Origin of the sequence: Streptomyces sp. AA4 (assembly GCF_000158875.1) — a bacterium.
Classification (GTDB): Bacteria; Actinomycetota; Actinomycetes; order Mycobacteriales; family Pseudonocardiaceae; genus Amycolatopsis.
Genome location: NZ_GG657747.1, coordinates 17,807 through 39,167 on the forward strand (window position 1 = coordinate 17,807; position 21,361 = coordinate 39,167).

Below are 21,361 nucleotides of genomic sequence, written 5' to 3' on the forward strand. Positions count from 1 at the left end.
CATGCCTACTGCGGTCACCCGTTCGCGCAGTGGGGGCGAGACCAGGCGACCTCGTCGACCGCGAGCCACGGCGCGCTCGCGGCCGCGGACGGGGTCACTCCAGCGAAGGCTTTGACCTCGTGGTGCAGGTGCGACTGGTCGACGTACCCGCTCTCCGCCGCCACCGACGCCGGGCTTCCGCCAGCGGCGAGCCGGTGCACGGCGTGGTCGGACCAGTTGCGCGGCGCGTTTCGGGCTGAGCCCGAGCTGCCCGGATAGCGGCGCCGACGACGAGGTCCGTGTCGCCGCGAGAACCGCTGCGGACGCTGTGGTGCACTCCGCGCCGGAGGAACTGCCGCCGTTCCACGGGGTGCCGCTGCCGATCAAGGACCTCGTCCACGTCGCGGGCTGGCCGACCACCTACGGCTCGTTGGCCACCGACATCTCGATGACCCCGATCGCGCACGCGGAGGACGGCGGCGGATCCATCCGCATCCCGGCTTCGTGCACCGGTCTCGTCGGATTGAAGCCGACCCGCGGCCTGGTCACGAACGCCGTGGTGGAGGTCGAGGGCTTCGCGACCAGCGGCGTCGTCAGCCGGACGCTGGCCGACACCGCAGCCGACGCCCACGCGGTCGCTCGCCGACGCTCTGAATACAGAAGCACCGACTGGCATGCGGATCGGCGTCCTCACCACGTCGCTGATCGACGGCCTCCCGGTCGACCCGGCTTGCCTGGCCGCGGTCGACAAAACTCTTCGCGCGCTGGAAGACACCACCTTGTCGACAAATCGCTTCCGCGGCCGACGTCCGACGAGCTGATCTCGACGTTCATGAAGGTCTGGAACGTCGCCAGCGCGGGCGTCCCGCTGGTCGACCCGGACCGCGTCGAGCCGCACAACCGGGCACAGCGCGAAGCCGCGAAGGCGGTCGATTCCTGGACCTACGCGAAGAGCGTGCACCAGACCCAGGTGACGCCAGCGGCCTGCCGGTCGGTGTCCAGCTGGTGGCCGCGCCGTGGCGGGAAGACCTGCTGCTGCAGGTCTCCCGCACCCTGGAGCAGGCGCTGCCCTGGTCGGACCGGCGGCCGTCGGTGAGCTAGCCGACGTAGGCGGCCAGGTGCTTCCCGGTCAGCGTCCGCTTCTTCTTCACCAGCTCGGCGGGCGTCCCCTCGAAGACCACCTGGCCGCCGTCGTGCCCGGCGCCGGGGCCGAGGTCGATGATCCAGTCGGCGTGCGCCATCACGGCCTGGTGGTGCTCGATGACGATCACCGACTTGCCCGAGTCGACCAGGTGGTCCAGCAGCCCGAGCAGCTGTTCCACGTCGGCGAGGTGCAGGCCGGTGGTCGGCTCGTCGAGGATGTACACGCCGCCGTTCGACCCCATGTGGGTGGCCAGCTTCAGCCGCTGCCGTTCGCCGCCGGACAGCGTGGTCAGCGGCTGGCCGAGCGTCAGGTAACCGAGCCCGACCTGCTCCATCCGCTCGAGAATCCGGTGCGCGGCCGGGGTTTTCGCGTCGCCCTCGGCGAAGAACTCGGTGGCCTGCGCGACCGACATCGCGAGCACCTCGCTGATGTCCCGTCCGCCGAAGCGGTACTCCAGCACCGAGGCGTCGAACCGCTTGCCCTCGCAGACCTCGCAGGTGGTGGCCACTCCGGCCATCATCCCGAGGTCGGTGTAGATGACGCCGTTGCCGTTGCAGTTCGGGCACGCGCCCTCGGAGTTGGCGCTGAACAGCGCGGGCTTCACGTTGTTGGCCTTGGCGAAGGCCTTGCGGATCGGTTCGAGCAGACCGGTGTAGGTCGCCGGGTTGCTCCGCCGCGAACCGCGGATCGGGGCCTGGTCCACCGACACCACGTCGTCGGATTCCCGGATCGACCCGTGGATCAGCGAACTCTTGCCCGATCCGGCGACGCCGGTGATCACGCAGAGCACGCCGAGCGGGATGTCGACGTCCACGTCCTGCAGGTTGTGCGTGTTCGCGCCGCGGATTTCCAGCACGCCCGTCCGTTCCCGCACCGACGGCTTGAGCGAGGCGCGGTCGTCCAAATGCTTGCCGGTCAAAGTGTTGCTCGCGCGCAGACCGTCCACAGTGCCCTCGAAGCACACCGTGCCGCCGTTCGTGCCCGCGCCCGGACCGAGGTCGACGACGTGGTCGGCGATCGCGATCGCCTCCGGCTTGTGCTCCACCACGAGGACGGTGTTTCCCTTGTCCCGCAAGCGAAGCAGCAGATCGTTCATCCGCTGGATGTCGTGCGGGTGCAGGCCGATGGTGGGCTCGTCGAAGACGTACGTGACGTCGGTCAGCGACGACCCGAGGTGCCGCACCATCTTCACGCGCTGCGCCTCGCCGCCGGACAACGTGCCCGCCGGCCGGTCCAGCGACAGGTAACCGAGCCCGATCTCCACGAACGATTCGAGCGTTTCGTGCAGCGACTTCAGCAGCGGCGCGACCGACGGGTCGGACAGCTTCCCGACCCACTCCGCGAGGTCGCTGATCTGCATCGCGCACACGTCGGCGATGCTCATCCCGTCGATCTTCGACGACCGAGCCAGCTCGCTCAGCCGCGTCCCGTCGCACTCCGGGCACGTCGCGAAGGTGACCGCCCGGTCCACGAACGCGCGGATGTGCGGCTGCATCGCCTCGACGTCCTTGGACAGATACGACTTCTGGATCCTCGGCACCAGACCCTCGTAGGTCATGTTGATGCCTTCGATCTTCATCCGCGTCGGTTCCTTGTACAGGAAGTCCTGCAGCTCGCGCTTCGTGTACTTGCGGATCGGCTTGTCCGGGTCGACCAGGCCGGACCCGGTGTAGAGCCGGTAATTCCAGCCGCCCGGGGTGTAGCCGGGGATGGTCAGCGCGCCCTCGGCGAGCGATTTGGAATCGTCATAGAGCTGCGAAAGGTCGATGTCGTTGATCGAACCGCGGCCCTCGCAGCGCGGGCACATGCCGCCGGTGACGCTGAAGCTGCGCCGCTCCTTGATCTGCTTCCCGGCACGCTGCACGGTGACCGCGCCCGCGCCGCTGATCGACGCGACGTTGAACGAGAACGCCTGCGACGACCCGATGTGCGGCGTGCCGAGCCTGCTGAACAGGATCCGCAGCATCGCGTTCGCGTCGGTGGCGGTGCCGACCGTCGAACGCGGATCGGCCCCCATCCGCTGCTGGTCGACGATGATCGCGGTGGTCAGCCCGTCGAGCACGTCCACCTCGGGACGCGCCAGCGTCGGCATGAAGCCCTGCACGAAACTGCTGTACGTCTCGTTGATCAGCCGCTGCGATTCGGCGGCGATCGTGCTGAACACGAGCGAGCTTTTGCCCGAGCCGGACACCCCGGTGAACACCGTCAGCCGGCGCTTCGGGAGTTCGACGCTGACGTCCTTGAGGTTGTTCACGCGGGCGCCCTGCACGCGGATCAGGTCGTGGCTGTCCGCGGCGTGCTCCCGCGTGGGCTTCCCCTTGGCCTTGGTCATCGTCTCTCCCTTTTCTTCCCCGGCGGTCCGGCTCGGACTTGTTCAGCTCGCTTGCTGGATGCGGATCAGGTTCCCGGCGGGATCGCGGAACGAGCAGTCGCGAACGCCGTAGGGCTGGTCGGTGGGCTCCTGCACGACCTCGGCGTCGCTGGCCTGCAACCGGTTGAAGGTCGCGTCGACGTCCTTGGTGGCCAGGTTGAGCGCGCCGTAGGTGCCCTTGGCCATCATCTCGGCGATCATCCGGCGCTCGTCGTCGGTGAGGCCGGGGAACGCGGCGACCGGCTGCAGCACGAGCGAGGTGTCCGGCTGTCCGGGCGGGCCGACGGTGATCCAGGCCAGGTCCCCGTACTTGACGTTGTTGCGCACCTCGAAGCCGAGGATGTCGCGGTAGAAGGTCAGCGTCGCTTCCGGATCGGTGTGCGGGAGGAAGCTCGCGTGAATCGTCATGTCCATGCCGGTCACACTAGGTTCGCGCCGAGCGGGGTGCTTCTCGATTCCTGATCGGTCGGGTGACCTGTTTCGCGACGCACGGCGCCATGCCCTCGGTCGCCCCGGTCTCTTCCTGGCGGTAGACGCTCGGCGGCTTCCCGACCAGCTCGGTGAAGCGCGTGCTGAACGTCCCCAGCGACGAGAACCCGACCTCGAAACACACCTCGGTGACGCTCAGGTCGCCTCGCCGCAGCAGGGCCATCGCGCGTTCGATGCGCCGGGTCATCAGGTACGAGTACGGCGACTCTCCGTAAGCGGCGCGGAACTGCCGGCTCAGGTGCCCGGCGGAGACGTTGACGCTCCGCGCGAGCGCCTCGACGTCCAGCGGACGCGCGTACTCGCGGTCGATCCGGTCGCGCACGCGGCGCAACCGGGCGAGATCGGCCAAGCGCTGCGCGTCGTCCGGTTTGCTGGTCACTTCCGAATCGTGCCACGGCGATCGCCCGAGCCCCAGTAATCCGCTCTTTCGGGCCGGTGGCCGATTCGTTCAAGACCGCCGCGCGGCGGTCGTGCGACGGTGTCCGGGTGACTGTGAAACTGGAGGCCGTCGCCCCGTTCCTCGCCGGGCACGGCCGGTTGCTGGACCAGCGGCGGTTCGAGCTGCTGGAAGGAAACGGACGGGCGGAGGAGGTGCTCGCGGCGGTCGCGGCCTACCGGAATCCGGACGGCGGCTACGGCTGGGGGCTGGAACCGGACCTGCGCGCGCCGGAAAGCCAGCCGGGCGGCGCGCTGCACGCGTTCGAGATCTTCGCCGACGTCGCGCCGGCGACCACGCCGCACGCGGCGCAGCTGTGCGACTGGCTGGAAGCGGTGTCGTTCGCCGACGGCGGGCTGCCGTTCGCGTTCCCGGTCGCCGACCCGACCGCGTGCGCTCCCTTCTGGACCGGAGCCGACCCGACGGTGTTCTCCTTGCAGAGCACCGCGTTCGTCACGTCCGCCGCGTGGCGGGTCGCCGAACACGACCCGGCGGTCGCGGCGCATCCGTGGCTCGTGCGGGCGACCGAGAGGTGCCTGCGCGCGATCCGGGACCTTGCCGAAATGCCGCACGTCATCGAGTTGAGCTTCGCGATCCACCTGCTCGACGCCGTGCACGGCCGGTACCCGGAAGCCGACGAACTCCTGACCAAACTCGGGAAGTTCTTGCCGGAAAGCGGAATCGTCCCAGTGCAGGGCGGTTCCGAGGGCGAGGTGCTGCGTCCGCTGGACTTCAGTCCGGTGCCCGGCCCGTCCCGGCGGCTGTTCACCGCGGAGGCGATCGAGGCGGACCTGACCCGGCTCGAACGGGGCCAGCAGCCCGACGGCGGCTGGACGGTCGACTTCGCCAGCTACTCCCCGGCGGCCGCGCTGGAATGGCGCGGCTACGCCACCGTCGGCGCGATTTCCAAGCTGCGCGCCAACTCCCGGCTCTAGGGCCAGAGCCGTTCGCGGACCCAGCCGGCGGGTTCGCGGCGGTAGCGGACCCGGATGTGCTGCCGGTCGTGCGAGGCCTGCCAGAACTCGACCGATTCCGGCTGGATCAGGTAGCGCGTCCACGTTTCCGGTGCCATGTCCGGGTTTTCCGCTACCCACTCCGCGGCTGCCTTGGCGGCTTCGGCGAGCTTCGCCGGATCGGACAGCACCTCCGACTGATGTCCGACGTACGCCTCGGCCCGCGACGCCGGCGGGCGGGCGAGGAAGTCGGCGGCGGACACCTCGGGCGCGGCCGGAACCACCAGACCGCGCACCCGCACCTGCCGTCCGCGGCCGGGCCAGAAGAACGTCAACGCCGCGCGCGGGTTCGCCGTCAGCTGCTGTCCCTTGGGGCTTTCCGAACTGGTCGCGACCGCCCAGCCGTCCGCGCCGACGTCCTTCAGGATCACCACGCGCGCGTCCGGCGCGCCGTCGGCGTCCACTGTGGACAGAGTGACGGCGTGCGGGGCCAGCACGTGCTCGCCGGCTTCGGTCAGCCAGGAGAGGAACAGCTCCTCGGGCGTTTCCGGGGTGTCCTCCGGATCGAATTCCGGGAGCTGTTCGGGGAACGACTGCCAGCCGCGCAACGAAACCATGTCACCGACCGTACGGCGGTTGCCCCGGCGGCGGGTAGTGCGGCGGCTGCGGCCCGGCCGGACCGGCGGCGGGCGGCGGACCGGTCTGCGGCATCGGCCCGGACGGGATCTGCCCGGGAAAGCCGCCGGGACCCGGTTGCGGGGGCTGCTGCTGCCCGTAGGCCTGTTGCTGCTGCCACTGGATCTGCTGGAAAGCCTCGCCCGGCTGCGGGAAACAGAACGTCAGCTTCGCCCGGATCGCGCCGTGCATCGCCGCGCCCCAGAGCTTGCCGCCGGTGAACGCGTAGGTCATGCCCGCGTGCGGATCCACCGCGACCATCCGGGTTTCGCCGCCGAACTGGTTGCTGGTCTTCGCGCTCGCCAGCTGCGCGGCGTCCGGGTGCACGTGCCCGACCAGCCCGCAGATCACCACCGACGCGGCGGTCCAGCCGATCGTGCCCTGCACGTTGGCGCGGGCGTGCTGGGTGGCCATGCCGGTGAACTGCTGCAGCGTCGCCGCGTCGATGTTCGGGTAGGCCCCGGCGACCACGCAGTAGTTCATCGTCGACAGCATGATCGACTCGGTGAACAGGCCGACCGCGGACGTCACCGGTCCGATCTGGACGGTGTTGAGCCTGCCGCCGCTGCGCACCACGCGTTCGGCGACCACCTGCAGGTACTGCTCGGGCGTGAGCACGTCCGCGACCTCCCCGGGCTGAGCGGAATCCGCTGCCATAGTCGCACGCGCCGCCTTCGCACGGACTTCACCCGGGCATGGTTGACTGTGCCCGCCATGCGCCGACTTCTCGTTCTCGCCCCAGCCCTGGTCCTGCTCGCCGGCTGCAACCCGTCGAGCCCGGCGAAGGAGACTCCGTCTTCGGCGCCGGCGAGTTCCGCTCCGGCCTCGGCGGGGCTGCCGCCCGATCCGCAGCCCGCGCGCACCGCCGATTGCCCCTACCTGTCGAACGAGACAGTGCAGGACGCGAACGGACAGCACGTCACCAAGGTGAAGGTGTCGGACGACGAGCCGCATCCGACGTGCTTTTTCTACCGCCCGGACGGCAGCGTCCAGCTGACCGTGCGGGTGTACGTGGGCAACAGCGACGTCGCGACCGAGCTGGTCAACAAGGCCGCGCCGGTCGACACGTCGAACCCGGCTTCGGACCCGGCGGGGTGGAAGGGCGGCTACCAGCCCGCCGGCGACGGAGTGGTCTACGCCGTCGCCAAGGGCGGGAACGCCGTCATCGTAACGAGCAACCAGAAGCAGAGCATCAAAGCACGCACAGTGGCGAAAAAGGCTATCGCTGCCCTGAAGCTCTGAGTAACGGGCTCCGCACGGGTGAGTGAAGTTGATCTTGTATTACTCTAAGCAGCACGCGCGGTTCCCCCAACACTCGCGCGGCGGGTGCCCGTCCGGCACCGAATACTTTGGTTACCCCTTATCGACGACAAGGACAGATTCGTGGCTGACACCCTCAAGGAAATCCTGCTTGACTCGAGCCGTCGCCCCACCGTGGTCGCCGACTTCGCGGAGCTCGTGGACGCCGAGGTCGCCGACAAGGGCGGGGTCTCCGGCGCGGTCGTGAAGACCGGCTTCGCCGCCGTCAAGAAGATCAAGCCGGGCATCATCCCGTCCGCGATCGACAGCCTGCTGGACGACTTCTCCAACGCCCTCGAGCCGTTCTACGGCGACTTCCGCGCCCAGGGCGGCAACGACTTCGGCGCGTACCTGAGCAGCCGCTCGGACGAGGCCTCGGACGCGCTGCTCGGGGTCACCGACGCCCGCGCCGAGCGCAGCAGCCGCGACAGCATCAAGAAGGTCTACTCGAAGCTGCGCCCGAACGGCAAGAAGAACGTCGAGGAGGCGCTGCCGCGTCTCGGCCAGCTGATCGACAAGCACGCCGCCGCGGCCTGACCCGGCTGGGTTCCGCCGGACTCCAGGTCGCCGATCGCCCCAATGCCACATTGGGTGCGTCAGACGCACCCAATGTGGCGTTCGGTGCGTCGCATGCACCCAATGCCACATTGGGGCGCTGGCCGGAACCGCTTGCGCGACAGAACAAAAAGGGCCCCGGGACGCACTTCCCGGGGCCCTTTTCGCGCGTTCAGTTCTTCTTCTCGGCGGCCGAGGGGCTCGGCGCCTTGCCGTTCGTCTTCGGCTCGCCCGGCTTGGCGTCCGTCGCGTCCTTGGCCTCGGGAGCCGGCTTCGGCGCAGGAGGAGCGGGCGGGGTGGCCTTCGGCGGAGCCGGGGCGACCGGCGGCTCCTGCTGCCGCGACTTCAGCGCGACGGCGGTGCCCACCGCGACCGCGCCGAGGCCGAGCAGCCACGGCCAGCGGCGACGCTTGCGAGTGCCCTTGGCGGCGCTCTTCGCCTCCTCCAGCGCGGCGCGGAACTCCTTCTTGGCCGCCTTGAAGTCCTTCTTGCCGCGGCGCTTCGACTCGCCGGCCGACGCGGCGGCCTTGATCGCGGCCTTCTTGGCCTTGCGGCCCGGCTTCTTCAGCTCGGCGAGGCGGGCGAGCGCTTCCTTGCGCGCCGCGGCGGAGCTCTTCTTCAGCTCCTTGCGAGTCAGCTCGGTCTTCTTCGCCAGCTTGCGCTGGGCCCGGCGGCTCCGCTTCCCCAGCTCCTCCGCGCCGGCCTCGGCGGCCTTCGCGCCCGCCTTGCCCGCCTCGACGACCAGCTTCCGCAGGTCCGTCGAGCCGGACTTGACCGACTCGCCGACCGATTCCACGGCCCGGGTCATGGTCTTCACCTCATCAATCGTTGTGAAACAGATCTGTTGCTTGACATCTATCCTGCCCTTTTTCCGCCCGCACCGCTGCGGCTTCCCGCTGCGGGCGTCGCGGAAACCTCGGGAAAGTGTGTTCTTCCTGGGCCGACGTCCGGCGCGACGGGCCGGGACGGCCCCCTGAACCCCCCATTTGTGCGAAGGGGTGGCACGATGGCGGCGTGACTGAAAGCGCCCGCAAGGCCACCCTGCACACCAACCAGGGTGACATCCACGTGAACCTGCTGCCCGACCACGCGCCGAAGACCGTGGCGAACTTCGTGGGGCTGGCCACCGGCTCCAAGGAGTACACCCAGCCGAACGCGAAGGGCGGAAACTCCGGTCCGTTCTACGACGGCTCGATCTTCCACCGCGTCATCGACGGCTTCATGATCCAGGGCGGTGACCCCACCGGCACCGGCCGCGGCGGCCCCGGCTACAAGTTCGGCGACGAGTTCCACCCGGAGCTGCAGTTCTCCAAGCCGTACCTGCTGGCCATGGCGAACGCCGGGCCGGGCACCAACGGCTCGCAGTTCTTCATCACCGTCGCGCCGACCTCGCACCTGAACTTCCGGCACACGATCTTCGGCGAGGTGGCGGACCAGGAATCCCGCAACGTCGTCGACGCCATCGCGACGACCGCGACCGGACCGGCGGACCGCCCGCTGTCCGACGTGGTCATCGAGAAGATCACCGTCGAAGACTGACGCGCCGCAGGCAGGGATGGGGTTTCGGTAGGTTGGAGTCATCGTGAGCCAACCGCCGAACCCGTCCGCGCCCTCTCTTCCCGGTTGCTGGTGGCATCCGAACCGCCCGACCGGCCTCAGCTGTGCCCGCTGCGGACGTCCGGCCTGCCCGGACTGCCTGCGCGAAGCCCCGGTGGGGTTCCAGTGCACGGACTGCGTCCAGGCCGGGGCGCACCAGCAGAAACAACAGCACCGGCAGTACCGCGACGCCGGAATGGGCGCCCGCACGATCGCCGGGGCCCGGCTTTCGAATTCTTACGTCGTCACCGCCACGCTGATCGCGGTGAACGTGGCGATCTTCCTGATCACCGTCGTCCAGGCGAAGAGCCTGTTCGACAACGGAGCCGCCCGCATCGAGATGCTCGGCGAGCTGTGGACGTATCCCGCGCTCGGCGGCGGCGAATGGTGGCGGATCTTCACCTCGGGCTTCCTGCACTACGGGCCCATTCACATCGCGGCGAACGCGTTCTCCCTGTGGATGATGGGCCGCGCGCTGGAGCAGGTTTTCGGCAAGTCGCGGTTCCTGGCGCTGTACTTCGTGTCGATGTTCGGCGCGTCCACCGCGGTGCTGCTGTTCGACGCACCGAACCGGCCGTCCGCGGGTGCTTCCGGGGCGATCTTCGGCCTGCTCGGCTCCTACGCGGTCATCGTGCTCAAGCTCCGGCTGAATCCGACCGCGCTGCTGATCAACCTGGTCATCAACGCCTACGTGACGTTCACGATCCCGCAGATTTCGATCCTCGCGCACGTCGGCGGCCTCGTTACCGGCGCGCTGGTGGCGGCCGCGATTCTCTACGCGCCGGAACGCAACCGGGTGCGGTGGCAGACGATCGGCCTGGTGATCATCACCCTCGCTCTCGTCGGGCTGGTCGCCTGGCGAGCCAGCCAGATTCCGTCGCTCGTGTGCGATTTCGGCATGGCCCGCGGCCAGGTGAGCTATCTCTGCGGCTTGTCAGGTTCCCGCTGAGCGAGCCCGCAGTTCGGTAAGCACGTCCAGCACGTCGCGAGGATCCTCGCCGAGGTCGGTCTGCCCGAAGATGAAGAGCTGCTCGTCGCGCTCCAGTTCGAGCGTCACGCCGTCGCGGCCGAGGCGGCGGGTGCTGCGCAGCCGGACCGTCGTGCCGGGCCAGGGGAGCCGGTGCGTGCCGGTGAGCGTGCGGGCCGCGAGGCCGTGCTCGTCCGCGGACAGGCGAGGTCGCACGAGCGTCCAGTGGACCGCGAACGCGCCGACGGCCAGCGTCGCCAGGCCGGTGAGCACCGCGCCCTTGCCGTCGCCGAAGAGCGCGTCCAGGACGGTCCCGACCAGCAGCAACGTCGTCAGGCCCCACGCCATTACCACGAGGTTGCGGCGCGGAGCCCAGGAGGTCGGGTGGTTATCCACAGGGGTTATCCACACTGGGGATGAGTCACACCGGTGTGATTCGGTGTCAATCGGCCGACCGGAGCAAAGCTGACCCGGCGGATGGTCAGCGCCACCGCATCGTCATCAGCAGGCCGGCGATCATCGCGGCGAATCCGATCGCGAAATTCCAGTTTCCGAGTTCGCTGAGGAACGAAACTTTGTCGCCGGCGATGTAGTTCACGACCAGCCAGATCAGCCCGAGGAGCATGAGGCCGAACATGACGATCTTGTAGAACAGGTTCGACGGTCCCGCGGCCTGGACCTTCACCGGGGTGCGGCGGTCGACAGGCGGGGTGTACGCGGTCTTCTTGCGGACCTTCGACTTCGGCATCGTTTCCTCGCGTGCTCTCGGGCATTCCTGGTGGCGGCATCCTGGACGAGGTCCCGCTGTCGGGGTGCGCAACCAGCGCCACGTGCACACGTTAACGTAAAGGACGGCTCCGCAGCACCGGGCGGGAGCGGTCGGGGTTTCTCAGACTGTGACAATAGCGCCACCTGGAGTGCCGAGGAGGACTCCGGCCGGGCGCGGGAGGAGCTTGCGTGACGCCGCAAGATTGGCCGGGCGAGGACGACCGCCGCCCCGGCACCGGACCTGACCGCCCGGTCCGCCGCCAGCCGCCGCCGCGACGGCAGTCCGGGGAGACTCCGCCGCCGCGGCGAAGAGTGGCCGGCGACCCGGGCCGGAGATCACCCGAACAGCGCACGCCGATCGACCGGGGAGTACCGCGTCGAGAGGGCGGCGAAACCCGGCCGGTGCAGGGCCGGACGGGCGAGGGCAGGCCCCGCGAGGGGGACCCCCGCGGCGGTGATTTCGGCGGCCCGCGCGACCCCGGCCCCCGGCGTACCGCGGAGTTCCGTGCCGAAGGCGCCTCGCAGCGACCGCGTCGTACCGGAGAATCCCCCGCACAGCCCGGTGCTCCCGCACGACCGCCGCGTCGTCAGCCGGAAGAAGGCCGGCAGATGCCTCGCCGGGTCGGTGCCGGAGCCCCGGATCCGTCCCGGCGGCGGATGACCGGACCGGAGTTCGCCGAGCAGCCGACCGAGGTGTTCTCCGCGGTCGCGGTCGCCGAGAAGGACGACAAGAAGGCGAAAAAGACCCCGCCGCCGCTGGGCAAGGGCGGGCTGGCGATCCGCACCGCGGGCGAAATCTTCATTACGCTCGGCGTGATCGTGCTGCTGTTCATGGTGTACGAGGTGTGGGTCACCGACCTGTTCTCGGCGGAGAAACAGCACACCGCGAGCGACCAGCTCGACGGCGACTGGGCGAAGGACCGCACGCTGCACCCCGAGCTGATCGACGGCAAGGCGTTCGCGCGCATCCACATCCCGTCGTTCGGCGCGGACTTCAACTTCACCATCCAGGAAGGCACCGGCGAGGATTCGCTGGCGGTCGGCCCCGGCCACTACAAGGGCACCGCGCTGCCGGGCGAACCGGGCAACTTCGGCATCGCCGGACACCGCGTCGGCAAGGGCGCGCCGTTCAACGACCTGGACAACCTGAGTTCTTGCGACCAGATCGTCATCGAAACGCACAGTGATTTCTTCATCTACCAGGTGCTGCCGTACGAGGACGAGATCAAGGGCTGGAGCAGCGGCAAGGGCGCGCAGCCGGAGTGCAAGGGCGTGTCGACCCTGCGCGATTCGAGCATTCCCGGCGGCGGACCGTACGACGAGACGTTCGGCCGCAAGGTGGTCCAGCCGAGCCAGGGCGACGCGGTGAACCCGGTGCCGTACAAGCCGGCCGGGGCGCTGCCGAAGGCGCAGCAGGCTTCGCTGCTCACGCTCACCACGTGCCACCCGCAGTTCTCGGCGAAGGAGCGGCTGATCATCACCTCGGTGCTGACCCGCCAGGTGCCGAAGACACAGGTGCCGGATTACACGACGTTGCTGAAGAAGATCGGAGTCGCGTCCTGATGTACGGCTGGCTCTGGCGGCATCTGCCCGGTCCGTTCGCGGTGAAGTTCGTGATCGCGCTCGTGCTGGTGCTGGGAATCGTGGCGCTGCTGATGTTCGTGGTGTTCCCGTGGCTGGACCCGTTGCTGTGGTTCAACAACGTGTCGGTGAACAACTGAGGTTCGGGGTCTTCCTGGTCTCGGGCCGCTTCCCGGGCCAGGACGACGCCGCCGTACTGCGGCGCACCGTCCGCGCGGCGTGCGCCGCGGAGGCCGCCGGTTTCGACGACGTGTGGCTGGCCGAGCATCACTTCATGCCGTATGGAGTGTGCCCGTCGGCGATCACGCTTGCCGCGCATGTGCTTGGTCAGACTTCGCGGATCAGCGTTGGTACCGCGGTGAGCGTGCTGTCGACGACGCATCCGGTCGCGCTGGCGGAACAGTGGTCGATGCTCGACGCGATCTCCGAGGGCCGCCTGCGCTTGGGCGTCGGCCGGGGTGGGCCGTGGCAGGACCTGGAGGTGTTCGGGACCGGATTGCCGCGCTACGAAACGGGTTTCGCGGAGTCGCTGGACCTTCTGCTGACCGCCGCCACTGGCCGGGTTTCGGCTGCGGGCTCTCATTTCTCTTTTCGTGAGGTGCCGCTGCGCCCTACCCCGCAACGCCCCTTGGAAGCCGTGGTGGCGTGCGGTGGCCCGACTTCCTCCGCGGTCCAGCTCGCCGCGGAACGTGGGTTGCCGTTGTTGCTGGGGCTGCACGCGGATGACGCCGAAAAGGCGGAAACGGTCGCTGCTTACGGCGCGCCTGCGGCCCATGTGTCGACCGTGCTGTGCCAGGTCGGCGACGACGCTGCTGCGGTGGTGCGCGGTGCTTTGCCGGGTTGGCTGGCGGATGGCTTAGCCGCCCATGTTCCGGTGGACGAGCGGCCTGGTCCGTCTCGGGATCCTTGGGAATACACGGAAAAACTGTGCGCGATCCATCCGGTCGGCCCGGTCGCGCATTGTGTCGAGGTTTTGCGGACCAGCCTCCGGCGCACCGGGGTGTCCCACGTGATCATGTTCGTGGAAGCTTCCGGCACGCCGGAGGGCACGATGTCGAATATCGCGCGGATCGGCGCCGAGGTGTTGCCCGCGCTGCGCGACGTCGAGCCTGCGACTCTCTAGTTCGCAGGTTCGAACCTCAGCAGTCCCGCAGCTCCGGGCTCTGGTTCAGCAACTGCCCCCGAGGCGAAACGAACGCCCGGTACCGATCCCCGTCCGTCTCGCGGAACACGGCTACCCGGTGGCAGTTCTGGAACGCCAGCTTCACCCCGAAATGCCGCTCCAGCCCGCCCCGGATCGCGTCCGAGGCCAGTGCCCGCAGGAGCTGACCGCGGGCGGCCTCGTCCGGCGGCGGGGTTTCGTTGTCCGCGAATCCGTCCGCGGCGGTGTCTGCTTCCGCGATCACTCCGGTGATGACCTCCCACGCGTACGGCAGCGATTCCCGCACGCAGGCCACGAACTCGGCGTCGGAGACCTCCCCGCGTTCGGCCTTTTCCAGCAGCGCGGGCGATACGTCCAAGGACAAGACAACCTCCATGGTCAGCGGTACCCCTCAGAGCTACCGGCCCGCCCGACCCGGCCACAAGAGAAAACGAGTTTCATCACCACTTTGGTGGATCACTCCCACCGGAACAGCCGCACGGCGAGCACCGTTCCGCCCAACGCGAAGGCGGCCAAGGCGACGAACTGCAGCGGCTGTCCGCCGGTGCCGACCCAAGCGTCCTGCAGCGGTTGCGTGCCCGGCGGCACGTAGGCCCCGATTTTCTGGAGCACCGCGGGCAGCAGCGGTCGCGGCAGGTAGACGCCGCCGAGGAACATGATGGGGAAGAAGGCGATCATCGCGAGTGCCCCTGCGGCTTTGCCGGTGCGGGCGAGGGAAGCTGCGATCAAGCCAAGGGCGAACACTGAGACCAGGCCGAGCAGCAACGCCAGCAGGAAGAGCGCGGGGTGTCGGGGAAGCGGCACGTCGAAGGCGATTCGTGCGGTGGCGAGCATCAGCGCTACCCCGGCGAGTGCGACGGCGGCGTGGATCAGCACCTGCGCGAGCAGGAGGTACGCGGGCGGCACGGGCGTGGTGGCGAGGCGGCGGAGGATGCCGTGCTCGCGGTAGGTCGCGACAGCGGCCGGGATCACCTGCAGACCCAGCATCGCCAACGCGAGCACGACCAGCGACGGCACCCACAAGTCGACAAATCGGTAGCCGCCCGTGACCGGGCTGGGCTGCCGCATCCCGGGGATCGAGCCGACGCCCAGCAGGATCGCCGTCGGCAGTAAGACGCCCAGGACCGCCCACAGCGGCGTGCGCAGGAACAGTTTCGCTTCGGTGAGCAGCAAAGTACGCATGGGAAAGCTCCTTCAGTCGCGCGAGGTGAGGGCGACGAATGCGTCCTGCAAGGTGGGTTGACCGGAGTCGGCGAGCAGTTCGGCGGGAGTGCCGGTGGCGACGACTCGGCCGTGATCCAGCAGCACCAGGCGATCGCACAGCCGTTGTGCCTCGTCCATGAAGTGGGTGACCAGCACGACCGTCACACCGGAAGCGCGCACGTTTTCGACCAATCGCCAGGTCTCCTGCCGCGCGTGCGGATCGAGGCCGGTGGTCAGCTCGTCGAGAATGGCCAGCTCGGGGTTGCCGACCAGGGCGAGTGCGATGGACAGCCGTTGCCGCAGACCGCCGGAAAGCTTGCCGAAGGCGAGGTCTCGGTGGGCGTCGAGGCCGAGCTGGGTCAGGAGCGTGTCGATGTCGGCCGGGTCGGGATAGAACGACGCGAACAGCGAAAGCGCTTCGCGGACCCGCAGTTTTTCCGGCAGCCGTGCGTCCTGCAGCTGGGTGCCGACGCGGCGGCGCAGTTCGGCATCGTCGCGACCCGGGTCCAGGCCCAGTACGGAAATCGTCCCGGAATCCGGGGAACGCAGGCCCTGAAGGCATTCGACCGTGGTGGTCTTCCCGGCTCCGTTCGTGCCGAGAACGCCGAAAATCTCGCCGCGTTCGACGGAGAACGAGACGCCGTCGACCACGACCCGGCCCGCGTAGGCCTTGCGGAGTTCGGAAACTTCGATGAGTGGCATGAGAACGACGCTAGAAGCGCGGGCGGTCCGGCAGAATGAGCCGGAAACCCCAGTTGAGGTGGGGTTCTGCGGGGGTCGGGGGTGGGGCTGGGGCCACCCCGGTCCGGGAGCTGGGGCCAGGGGCCGGGAGCGCTGGAAAGGCGAGACTGGAGCGCGAAAGGGGGTGCCATGACGTCGGTGCGGCGCGCGTGGACACTCGCCGGTCTCGCGGCGGTGAGCTGGGTTGACCTCCTGCTCGAACTGATCGCGTTCGCGCTGTTGTGCGTCGGCCTCGTGCTCTTCTTCTCGCCGGCCATCGAACTCGCGCGCGTCCGGTCGCGGCGGACTCGGGAGCTGGTCAGCCGGTGGACCGGGCGGGAGATCCCGAGCCCGTACCGGCCCGCGCCGCCGGACCCGGAACGCGAGCGCGACGGCTGGTATCGCGACGGCACCCAGCTCTACCGGCGGGCGTGGTGGATCCGCTGGAATCGACGTTTCACGTGGATCATGGAGGATCCGGCGACCGGCCGGGAGTTCGGCTGGCAGCTGCTGAACCCGCTGGTCGCGCTGGTTTTCGCAGTGTTTTCCCTCGTCGCCGGGCCGGTCGCGCTGCGCGGGTACGCCCGGTGGACCCGGTACTGGCTCGGCCCGCGCGCCCCGCGCCGGAAGGGCTGGCTGCACCGCCGGTTCGAGGCGCTCGGGCATCAGCTCGGGCTGTGGGCGATTTCCCTGGCGCAGCTGGGCGTGGCGGTCGCCCAAGTCGTCGTGCTGACCGGCGCGGTGCCGGTGTTCCCGACTGTCACGCGAGCGAGCCGCGCGGTCGCCGACACCTTCCGCCGCGAAGCGGAACGCTGGACCGGCGTGCGGATCGCCCAGCCGTACCTGCCGCCGCCCGCCCTGCCGGTGCCGCGCGGCGACGGGCTGTACCAGTTCGGCAAGCAGTTGTACGAGGAACCGTGGTGGCCGATGCTGCGCGCCCGGATCCACTGGGCGCTCCACGACCGCGCGACCTGGCGGGACATGGCCGCCGCTGTGCTGCTGCCGGTGGTGTTCCCGGTGCTGTGGGTGCCGTCGGCGGCGCTGGTTGGCTGGGGGTTGTACGGCCTGGTCGCGCTGTGGATCACTGGCCCGCACGGCTGGTTCGGGATGGTCGGCCTGCCTGAAGTGACGAGCACCGGCGGCGCGTTCGCGATGACGCCGGTGGCGTTGGCGGCGGTGTCGGTCGGACTGCTGCCGACGCCGTGGCTCGCCAGGTGCCAGGCGAAACTCGGAAGGTGGCTGCTCGGCCCGACTGAAGCGTCCCGGCTCGCCCAGCGCGTCCACCGGCTGGATCAGACCCGGGTCGAGGTCACCGTCGCGCAGGCCGCCGAGCTGCGCAGAATCGAACGGGACCTGCACGACGGCATCCAGTCTCGGCTGGTCGCGATGGGGATGAAGCTCGGCGCGGTGGAGGCGCTGATCGACCGCGATCCGGACAAGGCCAAACAGCTGGCCGCCGAGTTGCGGGAAGCGTCGTCGGAGGCGCTCACCGAGCTGCGGTCGCTGGTGCGGGGCATCCATCCGCCGGTGTTGTCGGAGCGCGGGCTGGTCGACGCGGTGCGTGCGGCGGCGTTGGACAGTCCATTGAAAGTCGAGGTCACGGCCTCGGTGCCGGGGCGGCTCGAACAACCAGCGGAAGCTTGTGCGTACTTCGCGGTGTGCGAATTGCTGGGCAACGCGGCAAAACACGGTGAGGCCCGGCGCGCGGCGATAGTGCTGGAGTATCTCGACGGGCTGCTGCGCGCGACTGTGACCGACGACGGCAAGGGCGGTGCCGACGCCGCGCGCGGGACGGGTTTGCGCGGGATCGAACGGAGGCTGGCCGGATTCGCCGGTAGGTTGGCGCTGACCAGCCCGCCGGGCGGCCCGACGGAGGCGATTGTGGAGGTGCCGTGCCTGCTCGACCCCGGACTGTCGTCGCCGAAGACCAGTACCTCCTCCGAGACGGCCTGACCCATCTGCTCGCCGCGCACGGCTTCGACGTCGTCGCGGCCGTCGGTTCCGGGCCTGAACTCGCCGCCGCGCTCCGCGAACACCGGCCCGACGTGTCCATTGTGGACGTCAGAATGCCGCCGACCAACACCGACGAGGGTTTGCAGGTCGCGCTCGCTGCCCGGCGAGAGACGCCCGGGTTGCCGATTCTCGTTCTGTCGCAACATGTCGAGCAGTTGTATGCGCGCGAACTACTGGCGGACGGCACTGGAGCAGTCGGTTATCTGTTGAAGGATCGCGTATTCAACGCGGAGCAGTTCATCGACGCGGTTCGCCGGGTCGCCGCGGGCGGTACTGCGATGGATCCGGAAGTGATCGCGAAACTGGTGACTGGCAACGCTTCCGACCCGTTGGCGGCCTTGACGCCGCGGGAACGCGAGGTGCTCGGCTTGATGGCGGAAGGTTGTTCGAACGCCGCGATCGCCAGCCGGTTGCACTTCAGCGAGGGCGCGGTCGGCAAGCACACCGCGAATATCTTCGCCAAACTCGGGATTTCCGCTTCAGACGACACGAATCGCCGGGTGCTCGCAGTGCTGAAATTCCTCGGTTCTAGCTGAGCGGCACCCGCACCGCAGGCGGTAGTTGGCCGGCCTCCGGGTGCGCCCGAAAAGACTGGATCAGCAACGCCGTGAACCGACGGACCGCTGCGATTCGGGCGGTGGCTGGTTCCACCTGGATGCCCTCGTTGGCGACCAACGCCAGCACCAAATCCTCCAGCACGAAATCGGCACGCAGTTCACCGGAGGCCTTCGCCCGGCGGATGAGTTCCAGCAGCAACCGCAGCGTTCGGGCGCGGTCGGCGGTGAAGTCGGGTCGGCGTGGCAGTTGGGCGACGAACGCGCGGAATCCCTGCTCCCGCGCGTGCACCTCGGTCAGCTTCTCCAGCACCAGGACGAAACCCTGCCACGGATCAGCCGCCGCCAAACCCTCCTCGACGATCGACGAGCAAAGTGCCAGTTCCTCGGCGAAAGCTTCGGCGATCAGCGCGTCTTTGGTCGGGAAATGTCGATAAACCGTCGCGACGCTCACCTCGGCCTGTCGCGCGACCTCCCGGATCGGTACGCCGTATCCGCGGACCGTGAAGGCCACTCGCGCTGCCGCGAGGATGCGGATTCGGTTGTGGGCGGCGTCGGTTCGTCTCACTTCGGGCCCCGCCCCTCTCACTTCCGCCGGTGTGGCTGACCTGCTGGAATACCGTCGAACGCGTGAAAGCCGTCCAGTTTGACCAGTATGGCCCGCCCAGTGTCGTGTACGTCGCGGATGTCGCCGAACCGCATGCCGGGCCTGGGGAGATTCGGATTTCCGTTCGTGCGTCCGGTTTTTCCGCGGGCGAAACCGCTATCCGAGCCGGTGCGCGGAAAGACCTCGTGACGTTGCCGTTCCGGACCGGGTACGACGCGGCTGGCGTGGTCGACGAGGTGGGCGACGGGGTCGCTGGAATCGAGCCTGGCCAGCACGTCTTCGGCATGACGGACGCGGGGCGTCGCGGAGCCAACGCCGAGTACGCCGTGTTGGTGCATTGGGCGGCTAAACCGGACACGTGGAGCTGGGCCGAGGCCGGGGGTGCCGCGGGGGCAGTCGAAACCGCGACCCGGGTGTTGGATCAGCTTCCGGGCGGAACGATCCTGGTGCACGGCGCGGCGGGCGGGGTCGGGACGGTCGCCGTCCAGTTGGCGATCGCTCGCGGGTCCGCGGTGATCGGCACTGCGAGCCCGCGCAACCACGATTTCCTGCGGTCCCTCGGGGCCGAGCCGACGGCTTACGGTCCAGGGCTGGTCGACCGGGTCGGCCGCGTTGACGCGGTTTTCGACTGCGCCGGGGGAGCGTTGCCGGACCTGATCGAGATCGCCGGAGATCCGAAAAGGGTCGTCACGATCACCGACGGCACCGCGCCGCGGCATGGCGTGCACTTTTCGCACAGCGCCGCGATCCCCGGCGCGGATCCGTTGGCGGTACACGGCCTTGCCGCAGCGGTAAAACTCGCGGAGGAAGGACGCTTGAGCATCCCGGTCGCAGCGACCTTCCCGCTGAGCGAAGCCGCGGCCGCGCACGAGCTGAGCGAAAGCAGGCACGCCCGCGGGAAGATCGTCTACCTGAATTAACCGCGGGAAACTCGCACCATCTCGTCGCGCTCCACGACCTTGATCCGCTCGCGGCCCTCGGCCTCGCCGAGCGACTTCTCGTGCGCGTCGAGTTTGCCCCACCCTTCCCAGGTGGTGAACGAAATCCCGCGCGCGGTCAGGAATTCCAGGATCGCGTCCGGCGACGAATGCCGCGGCGCGGCGAGCGTGTCCGCGTCCGCCAGCAGGTTCGCGACGGTCTCGGCCGCGTCGCCCTTCGTGTGTCCGATCAGGCCGACCGGGCCGCGCTTGATCCAGCCCGTCACGTAGACGCCGGGGACCTGGTTCTCGTCCAGGTCCAGCACCCGGCCGCCCTGGTTCGGGATCACGCCCGCGCTGTGGTCGAACGGGATTTCCGGCAGGTGCGACGACAGATAGCCGACCGCGCGGTACACGGCCTGCACGTCCCAGTCGTGGAATTCGCCGGTGCCGACGACCTTGCCGTCCCGGTACTCGGTGCGTTCGGTGCGCAGGCCGACGACCTTGCCGTCCTCGCCGAGCACCTCGACCGGCGAATGGAAAAAGTGCAGGTGCAAGCGGCGCGGGCGGTCGCCTTCGTCGCGAATCGCCCATTCCTGCAGCGTCTTCACGACCATGTCGGTCTGCTTCGACGACCGGAGTTCGGCGACGCTCGCCTCGTCGAACTCCATGTCCTCGGGGTGCACGATCACCTCGACGTTCGGCGAATGGTCCAGTTCGCGCAGTTCCAGCGGCGAGAACTTCGCCTGCGCCGGACCGCGGCGGCCGAACACGTGCACGTCGGTGACCGGGCTGGCCTTCAGCGCCTCGTAGACGTTCGCCGGGATGTCGGTCGGCAGCAGTTCGTCGGCGGTCTTGGCGAGCATGCGCGCCACGTCCAGCGCGACGTTGCCGACGCCGAGCACCGCGACCGACGACGCGGTGAGCGGCCAGGTGCGCGGCACGTCCGGGTGGCCGTCGTACCAGGACACGAAGTCCGCGGCGCCGTGGCTGCCTTCGAGATCGATGCCGGGGAGGTCGAGCGCGCGGTCGGCCATCGCGCCGGTCGCGAAGATGACCGCGTCGTAGAACTCGCGCAGGTCGTCCAGCTTCAGGTCGGTGCCGTAGTCGACGTTCCCGAGCAGCCGGATGTTCGGCCGGTCCAGCACCTTGTGCAGGGCGTTGACGATGCCCTTGATGCGCGGGTGGTCGGGCGCGACGCCGTAGCGGATCAGCCCGAACGGCGCGGGCATGCGCTCGAACAGGTCGATCTCGACGTCCGCGTCGGACTTGTCCAGCAGGTCGGCGGCGTAGATGCCGGCGGGACCGGCGCCCACGACGGCGACACGAAGGATTCGGCTCACCGGTCCACGGTAAGTTAGGTGATCCTAAC

Annotated in this window: 24 protein-coding genes and 2 pseudogenes; 12 read left to right on the forward strand and 14 right to left on the reverse strand. The window is 69.0% G+C overall.

What is annotated here, in order from left to right:
• Positions 1–14: 14 nt before the first annotated feature.
• Positions 15–249 (reverse strand): annotated as a pseudogene (locus tag SSMG_RS38875) (helix-turn-helix domain-containing protein); the annotation flags it as partial.
• On the opposite strand from SSMG_RS38875, the gene SSMG_RS45760 reads away from it, so the two are divergent.
• Positions 236–1,075: an amidase family protein gene (locus SSMG_RS45760; protein WP_255409895.1), complete on the forward strand. Its 840-nt coding sequence runs from the start codon at positions 236–238 to the stop codon at positions 1,073–1,075. The pseudogene SSMG_RS38875 and the gene SSMG_RS45760 overlap by 14 nt on opposite strands.
• Position 1,076: 1 nt before the next feature.
• Here SSMG_RS45760 and SSMG_RS38885 read toward each other — a convergent pair whose 3' ends face one another.
• Genes SSMG_RS38885 through SSMG_RS38895 form a run of 3 tightly spaced genes read right to left on the reverse strand, consistent with a single transcriptional unit; the run spans position 1,077 to position 4,362 of the window.
• The gene (locus SSMG_RS38885) at positions 1,077–3,455 is read right to left on the reverse strand and encodes an excinuclease ABC subunit UvrA (protein WP_009085509.1); all 2,379 of its coding nucleotides are present in this window, start codon (positions 3,453–3,455) and stop codon (positions 1,077–1,079) included.
• 42 nt (positions 3,456–3,497) lie between these two features.
• Positions 3,498–3,908, reverse strand: coding sequence for a VOC family protein (locus SSMG_RS38890; RefSeq protein ID WP_037719044.1), 411 nt, complete (start codon positions 3,906–3,908; stop codon positions 3,498–3,500).
• A gap of 10 nt (positions 3,909–3,918) precedes the next feature.
• Positions 3,919–4,362 (reverse strand): helix-turn-helix transcriptional regulator, encoded by a 444-nt coding sequence (locus tag SSMG_RS38895; protein ID WP_009085513.1) that lies wholly within the window; start codon positions 4,360–4,362, stop codon positions 3,919–3,921.
• A 107-nt stretch (positions 4,363–4,469) separates the two neighbouring features.
• On the opposite strand from SSMG_RS38895, the gene SSMG_RS38900 reads away from it, so the two are divergent.
• Positions 4,470–5,354, forward strand: a complete 885-nt coding sequence (locus SSMG_RS38900; RefSeq protein ID WP_037719046.1) for a hypothetical protein — start codon at positions 4,470–4,472, stop codon at positions 5,352–5,354.
• On the opposite strand, the gene SSMG_RS38905 is transcribed toward SSMG_RS38900, so the two are convergent.
• Positions 5,351–5,989 (reverse strand): pyridoxal 5'-phosphate synthase, encoded by a 639-nt coding sequence (locus SSMG_RS38905; RefSeq protein ID WP_009085516.1) that lies wholly within the window; start codon positions 5,987–5,989, stop codon positions 5,351–5,353. The two genes, SSMG_RS38900 and SSMG_RS38905, sit on opposite strands and share 4 nt — an antisense overlap.
• 1 nt (position 5,990) lies before the next feature.
• Positions 5,991–6,704 carry a hypothetical protein gene (locus SSMG_RS38910; RefSeq protein ID WP_009085518.1) on the reverse strand — a complete coding sequence of 238 codons (714 nt, stop codon included), beginning with the start codon at positions 6,702–6,704 and terminating at the stop codon, positions 5,991–5,993.
• A gap of 57 nt (positions 6,705–6,761) precedes the next feature.
• Between SSMG_RS38910 and SSMG_RS38915 the strand changes: the two genes are divergently transcribed.
• Positions 6,762–7,289 (forward strand): DUF2020 domain-containing protein, encoded by a 528-nt coding sequence (locus tag SSMG_RS38915; protein ID WP_009085520.1) that lies wholly within the window; start codon positions 6,762–6,764, stop codon positions 7,287–7,289.
• Positions 7,290–7,430: 141 nt separating this feature from the next.
• On the forward strand, positions 7,431–7,883 hold the full coding sequence (locus SSMG_RS38920) for a hypothetical protein (protein WP_009085521.1): 453 nt from the start codon (positions 7,431–7,433) through the stop codon (positions 7,881–7,883).
• Positions 7,884–8,073: 190 nt separating this feature from the next.
• Here the strand turns inward: SSMG_RS38920 and SSMG_RS38925 are convergent, their stop codons facing one another.
• A complete protein-coding gene (locus SSMG_RS38925) occupies positions 8,074–8,709 on the reverse strand; it encodes a hypothetical protein (RefSeq protein WP_037719053.1) in 636 nt (211 codons plus the stop codon).
• Positions 8,710–8,915: 206 nt separating this feature from the next.
• On the opposite strand from SSMG_RS38925, the gene SSMG_RS38930 reads away from it, so the two are divergent.
• Positions 8,916–9,440 carry a peptidylprolyl isomerase gene (locus SSMG_RS38930; protein ID WP_009085526.1) on the forward strand — a complete coding sequence of 175 codons (525 nt, stop codon included), beginning with the start codon at positions 8,916–8,918 and terminating at the stop codon, positions 9,438–9,440.
• A 43-nt stretch (positions 9,441–9,483) separates the two neighbouring features.
• On the forward strand, positions 9,484–10,446 hold the full coding sequence (locus SSMG_RS38935; protein ID WP_009085528.1) for a rhomboid family intramembrane serine protease: 963 nt from the start codon (positions 9,484–9,486) through the stop codon (positions 10,444–10,446).
• Here SSMG_RS38935 and SSMG_RS38940 read toward each other — a convergent pair.
• Together SSMG_RS38940 and crgA are read right to left on the reverse strand one after the other, a co-directional pair.
• Entirely contained in the window at positions 10,432–10,812 is a 381-nt protein-coding gene (locus SSMG_RS38940) for a PH domain-containing protein (RefSeq protein ID WP_050788525.1), read from the reverse strand. The two genes, SSMG_RS38935 and SSMG_RS38940, sit on opposite strands and share 15 nt — an antisense overlap.
• 133 nt (positions 10,813–10,945) lie before the next feature.
• Positions 10,946–11,212, reverse strand: a complete 267-nt coding sequence (crgA, locus tag SSMG_RS38945) for a cell division protein CrgA (RefSeq protein ID WP_009085533.1) — start codon at positions 11,210–11,212, stop codon at positions 10,946–10,948.
• Positions 11,213–11,841: 629 nt separating this feature from the next.
• Between crgA and SSMG_RS38950 the strand changes: the two genes are divergently transcribed.
• From SSMG_RS38950 to SSMG_RS38955, 3 genes are read left to right on the forward strand one after another with little or no spacing between them, the layout of a single operon-like run.
• Positions 11,842–12,795, forward strand: a complete 954-nt coding sequence (locus SSMG_RS38950) for a class E sortase (RefSeq protein WP_100266994.1) — start codon at positions 11,842–11,844, stop codon at positions 12,793–12,795.
• The gene (locus SSMG_RS46530) at positions 12,795–12,953 is read left to right on the forward strand and encodes a hypothetical protein (protein ID WP_009085537.1); all 159 of its coding nucleotides are present in this window, start codon (positions 12,795–12,797) and stop codon (positions 12,951–12,953) included. Before SSMG_RS38950 ends, SSMG_RS46530 begins: the two co-directional genes overlap by 1 nt.
• A complete protein-coding gene (locus tag SSMG_RS38955; protein ID WP_037719056.1) occupies positions 12,950–13,936 on the forward strand; it encodes an LLM class flavin-dependent oxidoreductase in 987 nt (328 codons plus the stop codon). Before SSMG_RS46530 ends, SSMG_RS38955 begins: the two co-directional genes overlap by 4 nt.
• A gap of 16 nt (positions 13,937–13,952) precedes the next feature.
• On the opposite strand, the gene SSMG_RS38960 is transcribed toward SSMG_RS38955, so the two are convergent.
• The 3 genes and pseudogenes from SSMG_RS38960 to SSMG_RS38970 all read right to left on the reverse strand — a co-directional run.
• Positions 13,953–14,339, reverse strand: coding sequence for an SCO5389 family protein (locus tag SSMG_RS38960; protein ID WP_037719058.1), 387 nt, complete (start codon positions 14,337–14,339; stop codon positions 13,953–13,955).
• Positions 14,340–14,431: 92 nt separating this feature from the next.
• Positions 14,432–15,157 carry an ABC transporter permease gene (locus tag SSMG_RS38965; protein ID WP_009085541.1) on the reverse strand — a complete coding sequence of 242 codons (726 nt, stop codon included), beginning with the start codon at positions 15,155–15,157 and terminating at the stop codon, positions 14,432–14,434.
• A gap of 72 nt (positions 15,158–15,229) precedes the next feature.
• A pseudogene (locus SSMG_RS38970) lies at positions 15,230–15,880 on the reverse strand (ABC transporter ATP-binding protein); the annotation flags it as partial.
• A 168-nt stretch (positions 15,881–16,048) separates the two neighbouring features.
• Between SSMG_RS38970 and SSMG_RS47455 the strand changes: the two are divergent.
• Together SSMG_RS47455 and SSMG_RS38980 are read left to right on the forward strand one after the other, a co-directional pair.
• Positions 16,049–17,851: a sensor histidine kinase gene (locus SSMG_RS47455; RefSeq protein ID WP_037718911.1), complete on the forward strand. Its 1,803-nt coding sequence runs from the start codon at positions 16,049–16,051 to the stop codon at positions 17,849–17,851.
• Positions 17,791–18,447, forward strand: coding sequence for a response regulator transcription factor (locus tag SSMG_RS38980; RefSeq protein WP_009085546.1), 657 nt, complete (start codon positions 17,791–17,793; stop codon positions 18,445–18,447). Before SSMG_RS47455 ends, SSMG_RS38980 begins: the two co-directional genes overlap by 61 nt.
• Here the strand turns inward: SSMG_RS38980 and SSMG_RS38985 are convergent.
• Positions 18,440–19,033, reverse strand: a complete 594-nt coding sequence (locus tag SSMG_RS38985; RefSeq protein WP_199841110.1) for a TetR/AcrR family transcriptional regulator — start codon at positions 19,031–19,033, stop codon at positions 18,440–18,442. The two genes, SSMG_RS38980 and SSMG_RS38985, sit on opposite strands and share 8 nt — an antisense overlap.
• 62 nt (positions 19,034–19,095) lie before the next feature.
• Between SSMG_RS38985 and SSMG_RS38990 the strand changes: the two genes are divergently transcribed.
• Positions 19,096–19,992 carry an NADP-dependent oxidoreductase gene (locus SSMG_RS38990; protein ID WP_037718913.1) on the forward strand — a complete coding sequence of 299 codons (897 nt, stop codon included), beginning with the start codon at positions 19,096–19,098 and terminating at the stop codon, positions 19,990–19,992.
• Here SSMG_RS38990 and SSMG_RS38995 read toward each other — a convergent pair.
• The gene (locus SSMG_RS38995; RefSeq protein ID WP_009085552.1) at positions 19,989–21,332 is read right to left on the reverse strand and encodes an FAD-dependent oxidoreductase; all 1,344 of its coding nucleotides are present in this window, start codon (positions 21,330–21,332) and stop codon (positions 19,989–19,991) included. The two genes, SSMG_RS38990 and SSMG_RS38995, sit on opposite strands and share 4 nt — an antisense overlap.
• Positions 21,333–21,361 lie beyond the last annotated feature (29 nt).

What these genes read in the sequence shown, in the direction of transcription:
- SSMG_RS38885 (WP_009085509.1), bottom strand. Translation starts at nt 3,455, where the DNA reads ATGACCAAGGCCAAGGGGAAGCCCACGCGGGAGCACGCCGCGGACAGC.
- SSMG_RS38890 (WP_037719044.1), bottom strand. Translation starts at nt 3,908, where the DNA reads ATGGACATGACGATTCACGCGAGCTTCCTCCCGCACACCGATCCGGAA.
- SSMG_RS38905 (WP_009085516.1), bottom strand. Translation starts at nt 5,989, where the DNA reads ATGGTTTCGTTGCGCGGCTGGCAGTCGTTCCCCGAACAGCTCCCGGAA.
- SSMG_RS38910 (WP_009085518.1), bottom strand. Translation starts at nt 6,704, where the DNA reads ATGGCAGCGGATTCCGCTCAGCCCGGGGAGGTCGCGGACGTGCTCACG.
- SSMG_RS38915 (WP_009085520.1), top strand. Translation starts at nt 6,762, where the DNA reads ATGCGCCGACTTCTCGTTCTCGCCCCAGCCCTGGTCCTGCTCGCCGGC.
- SSMG_RS38925 (WP_037719053.1), bottom strand. Translation starts at nt 8,709, where the DNA reads ATGACCCGGGCCGTGGAATCGGTCGGCGAGTCGGTCAAGTCCGGCTCG.
- SSMG_RS38940 (WP_050788525.1), bottom strand. Translation starts at nt 10,812, where the DNA reads ATGGCGTGGGGCCTGACGACGTTGCTGCTGGTCGGGACCGTCCTGGAC.
- crgA (WP_009085533.1), bottom strand. Translation starts at nt 11,212, where the DNA reads ATGCCGAAGTCGAAGGTCCGCAAGAAGACCGCGTACACCCCGCCTGTC.
- SSMG_RS38950 (WP_100266994.1), top strand. Translation starts at nt 11,842, where the DNA reads ATGCCTCGCCGGGTCGGTGCCGGAGCCCCGGATCCGTCCCGGCGGCGG.
- SSMG_RS46530 (WP_009085537.1), top strand. Translation starts at nt 12,795, where the DNA reads ATGTACGGCTGGCTCTGGCGGCATCTGCCCGGTCCGTTCGCGGTGAAG.
- SSMG_RS38965 (WP_009085541.1), bottom strand. Translation starts at nt 15,157, where the DNA reads ATGCGTACTTTGCTGCTCACCGAAGCGAAACTGTTCCTGCGCACGCCG.
- SSMG_RS47455 (WP_037718911.1), top strand. Translation starts at nt 16,049, where the DNA reads ATGACGTCGGTGCGGCGCGCGTGGACACTCGCCGGTCTCGCGGCGGTG.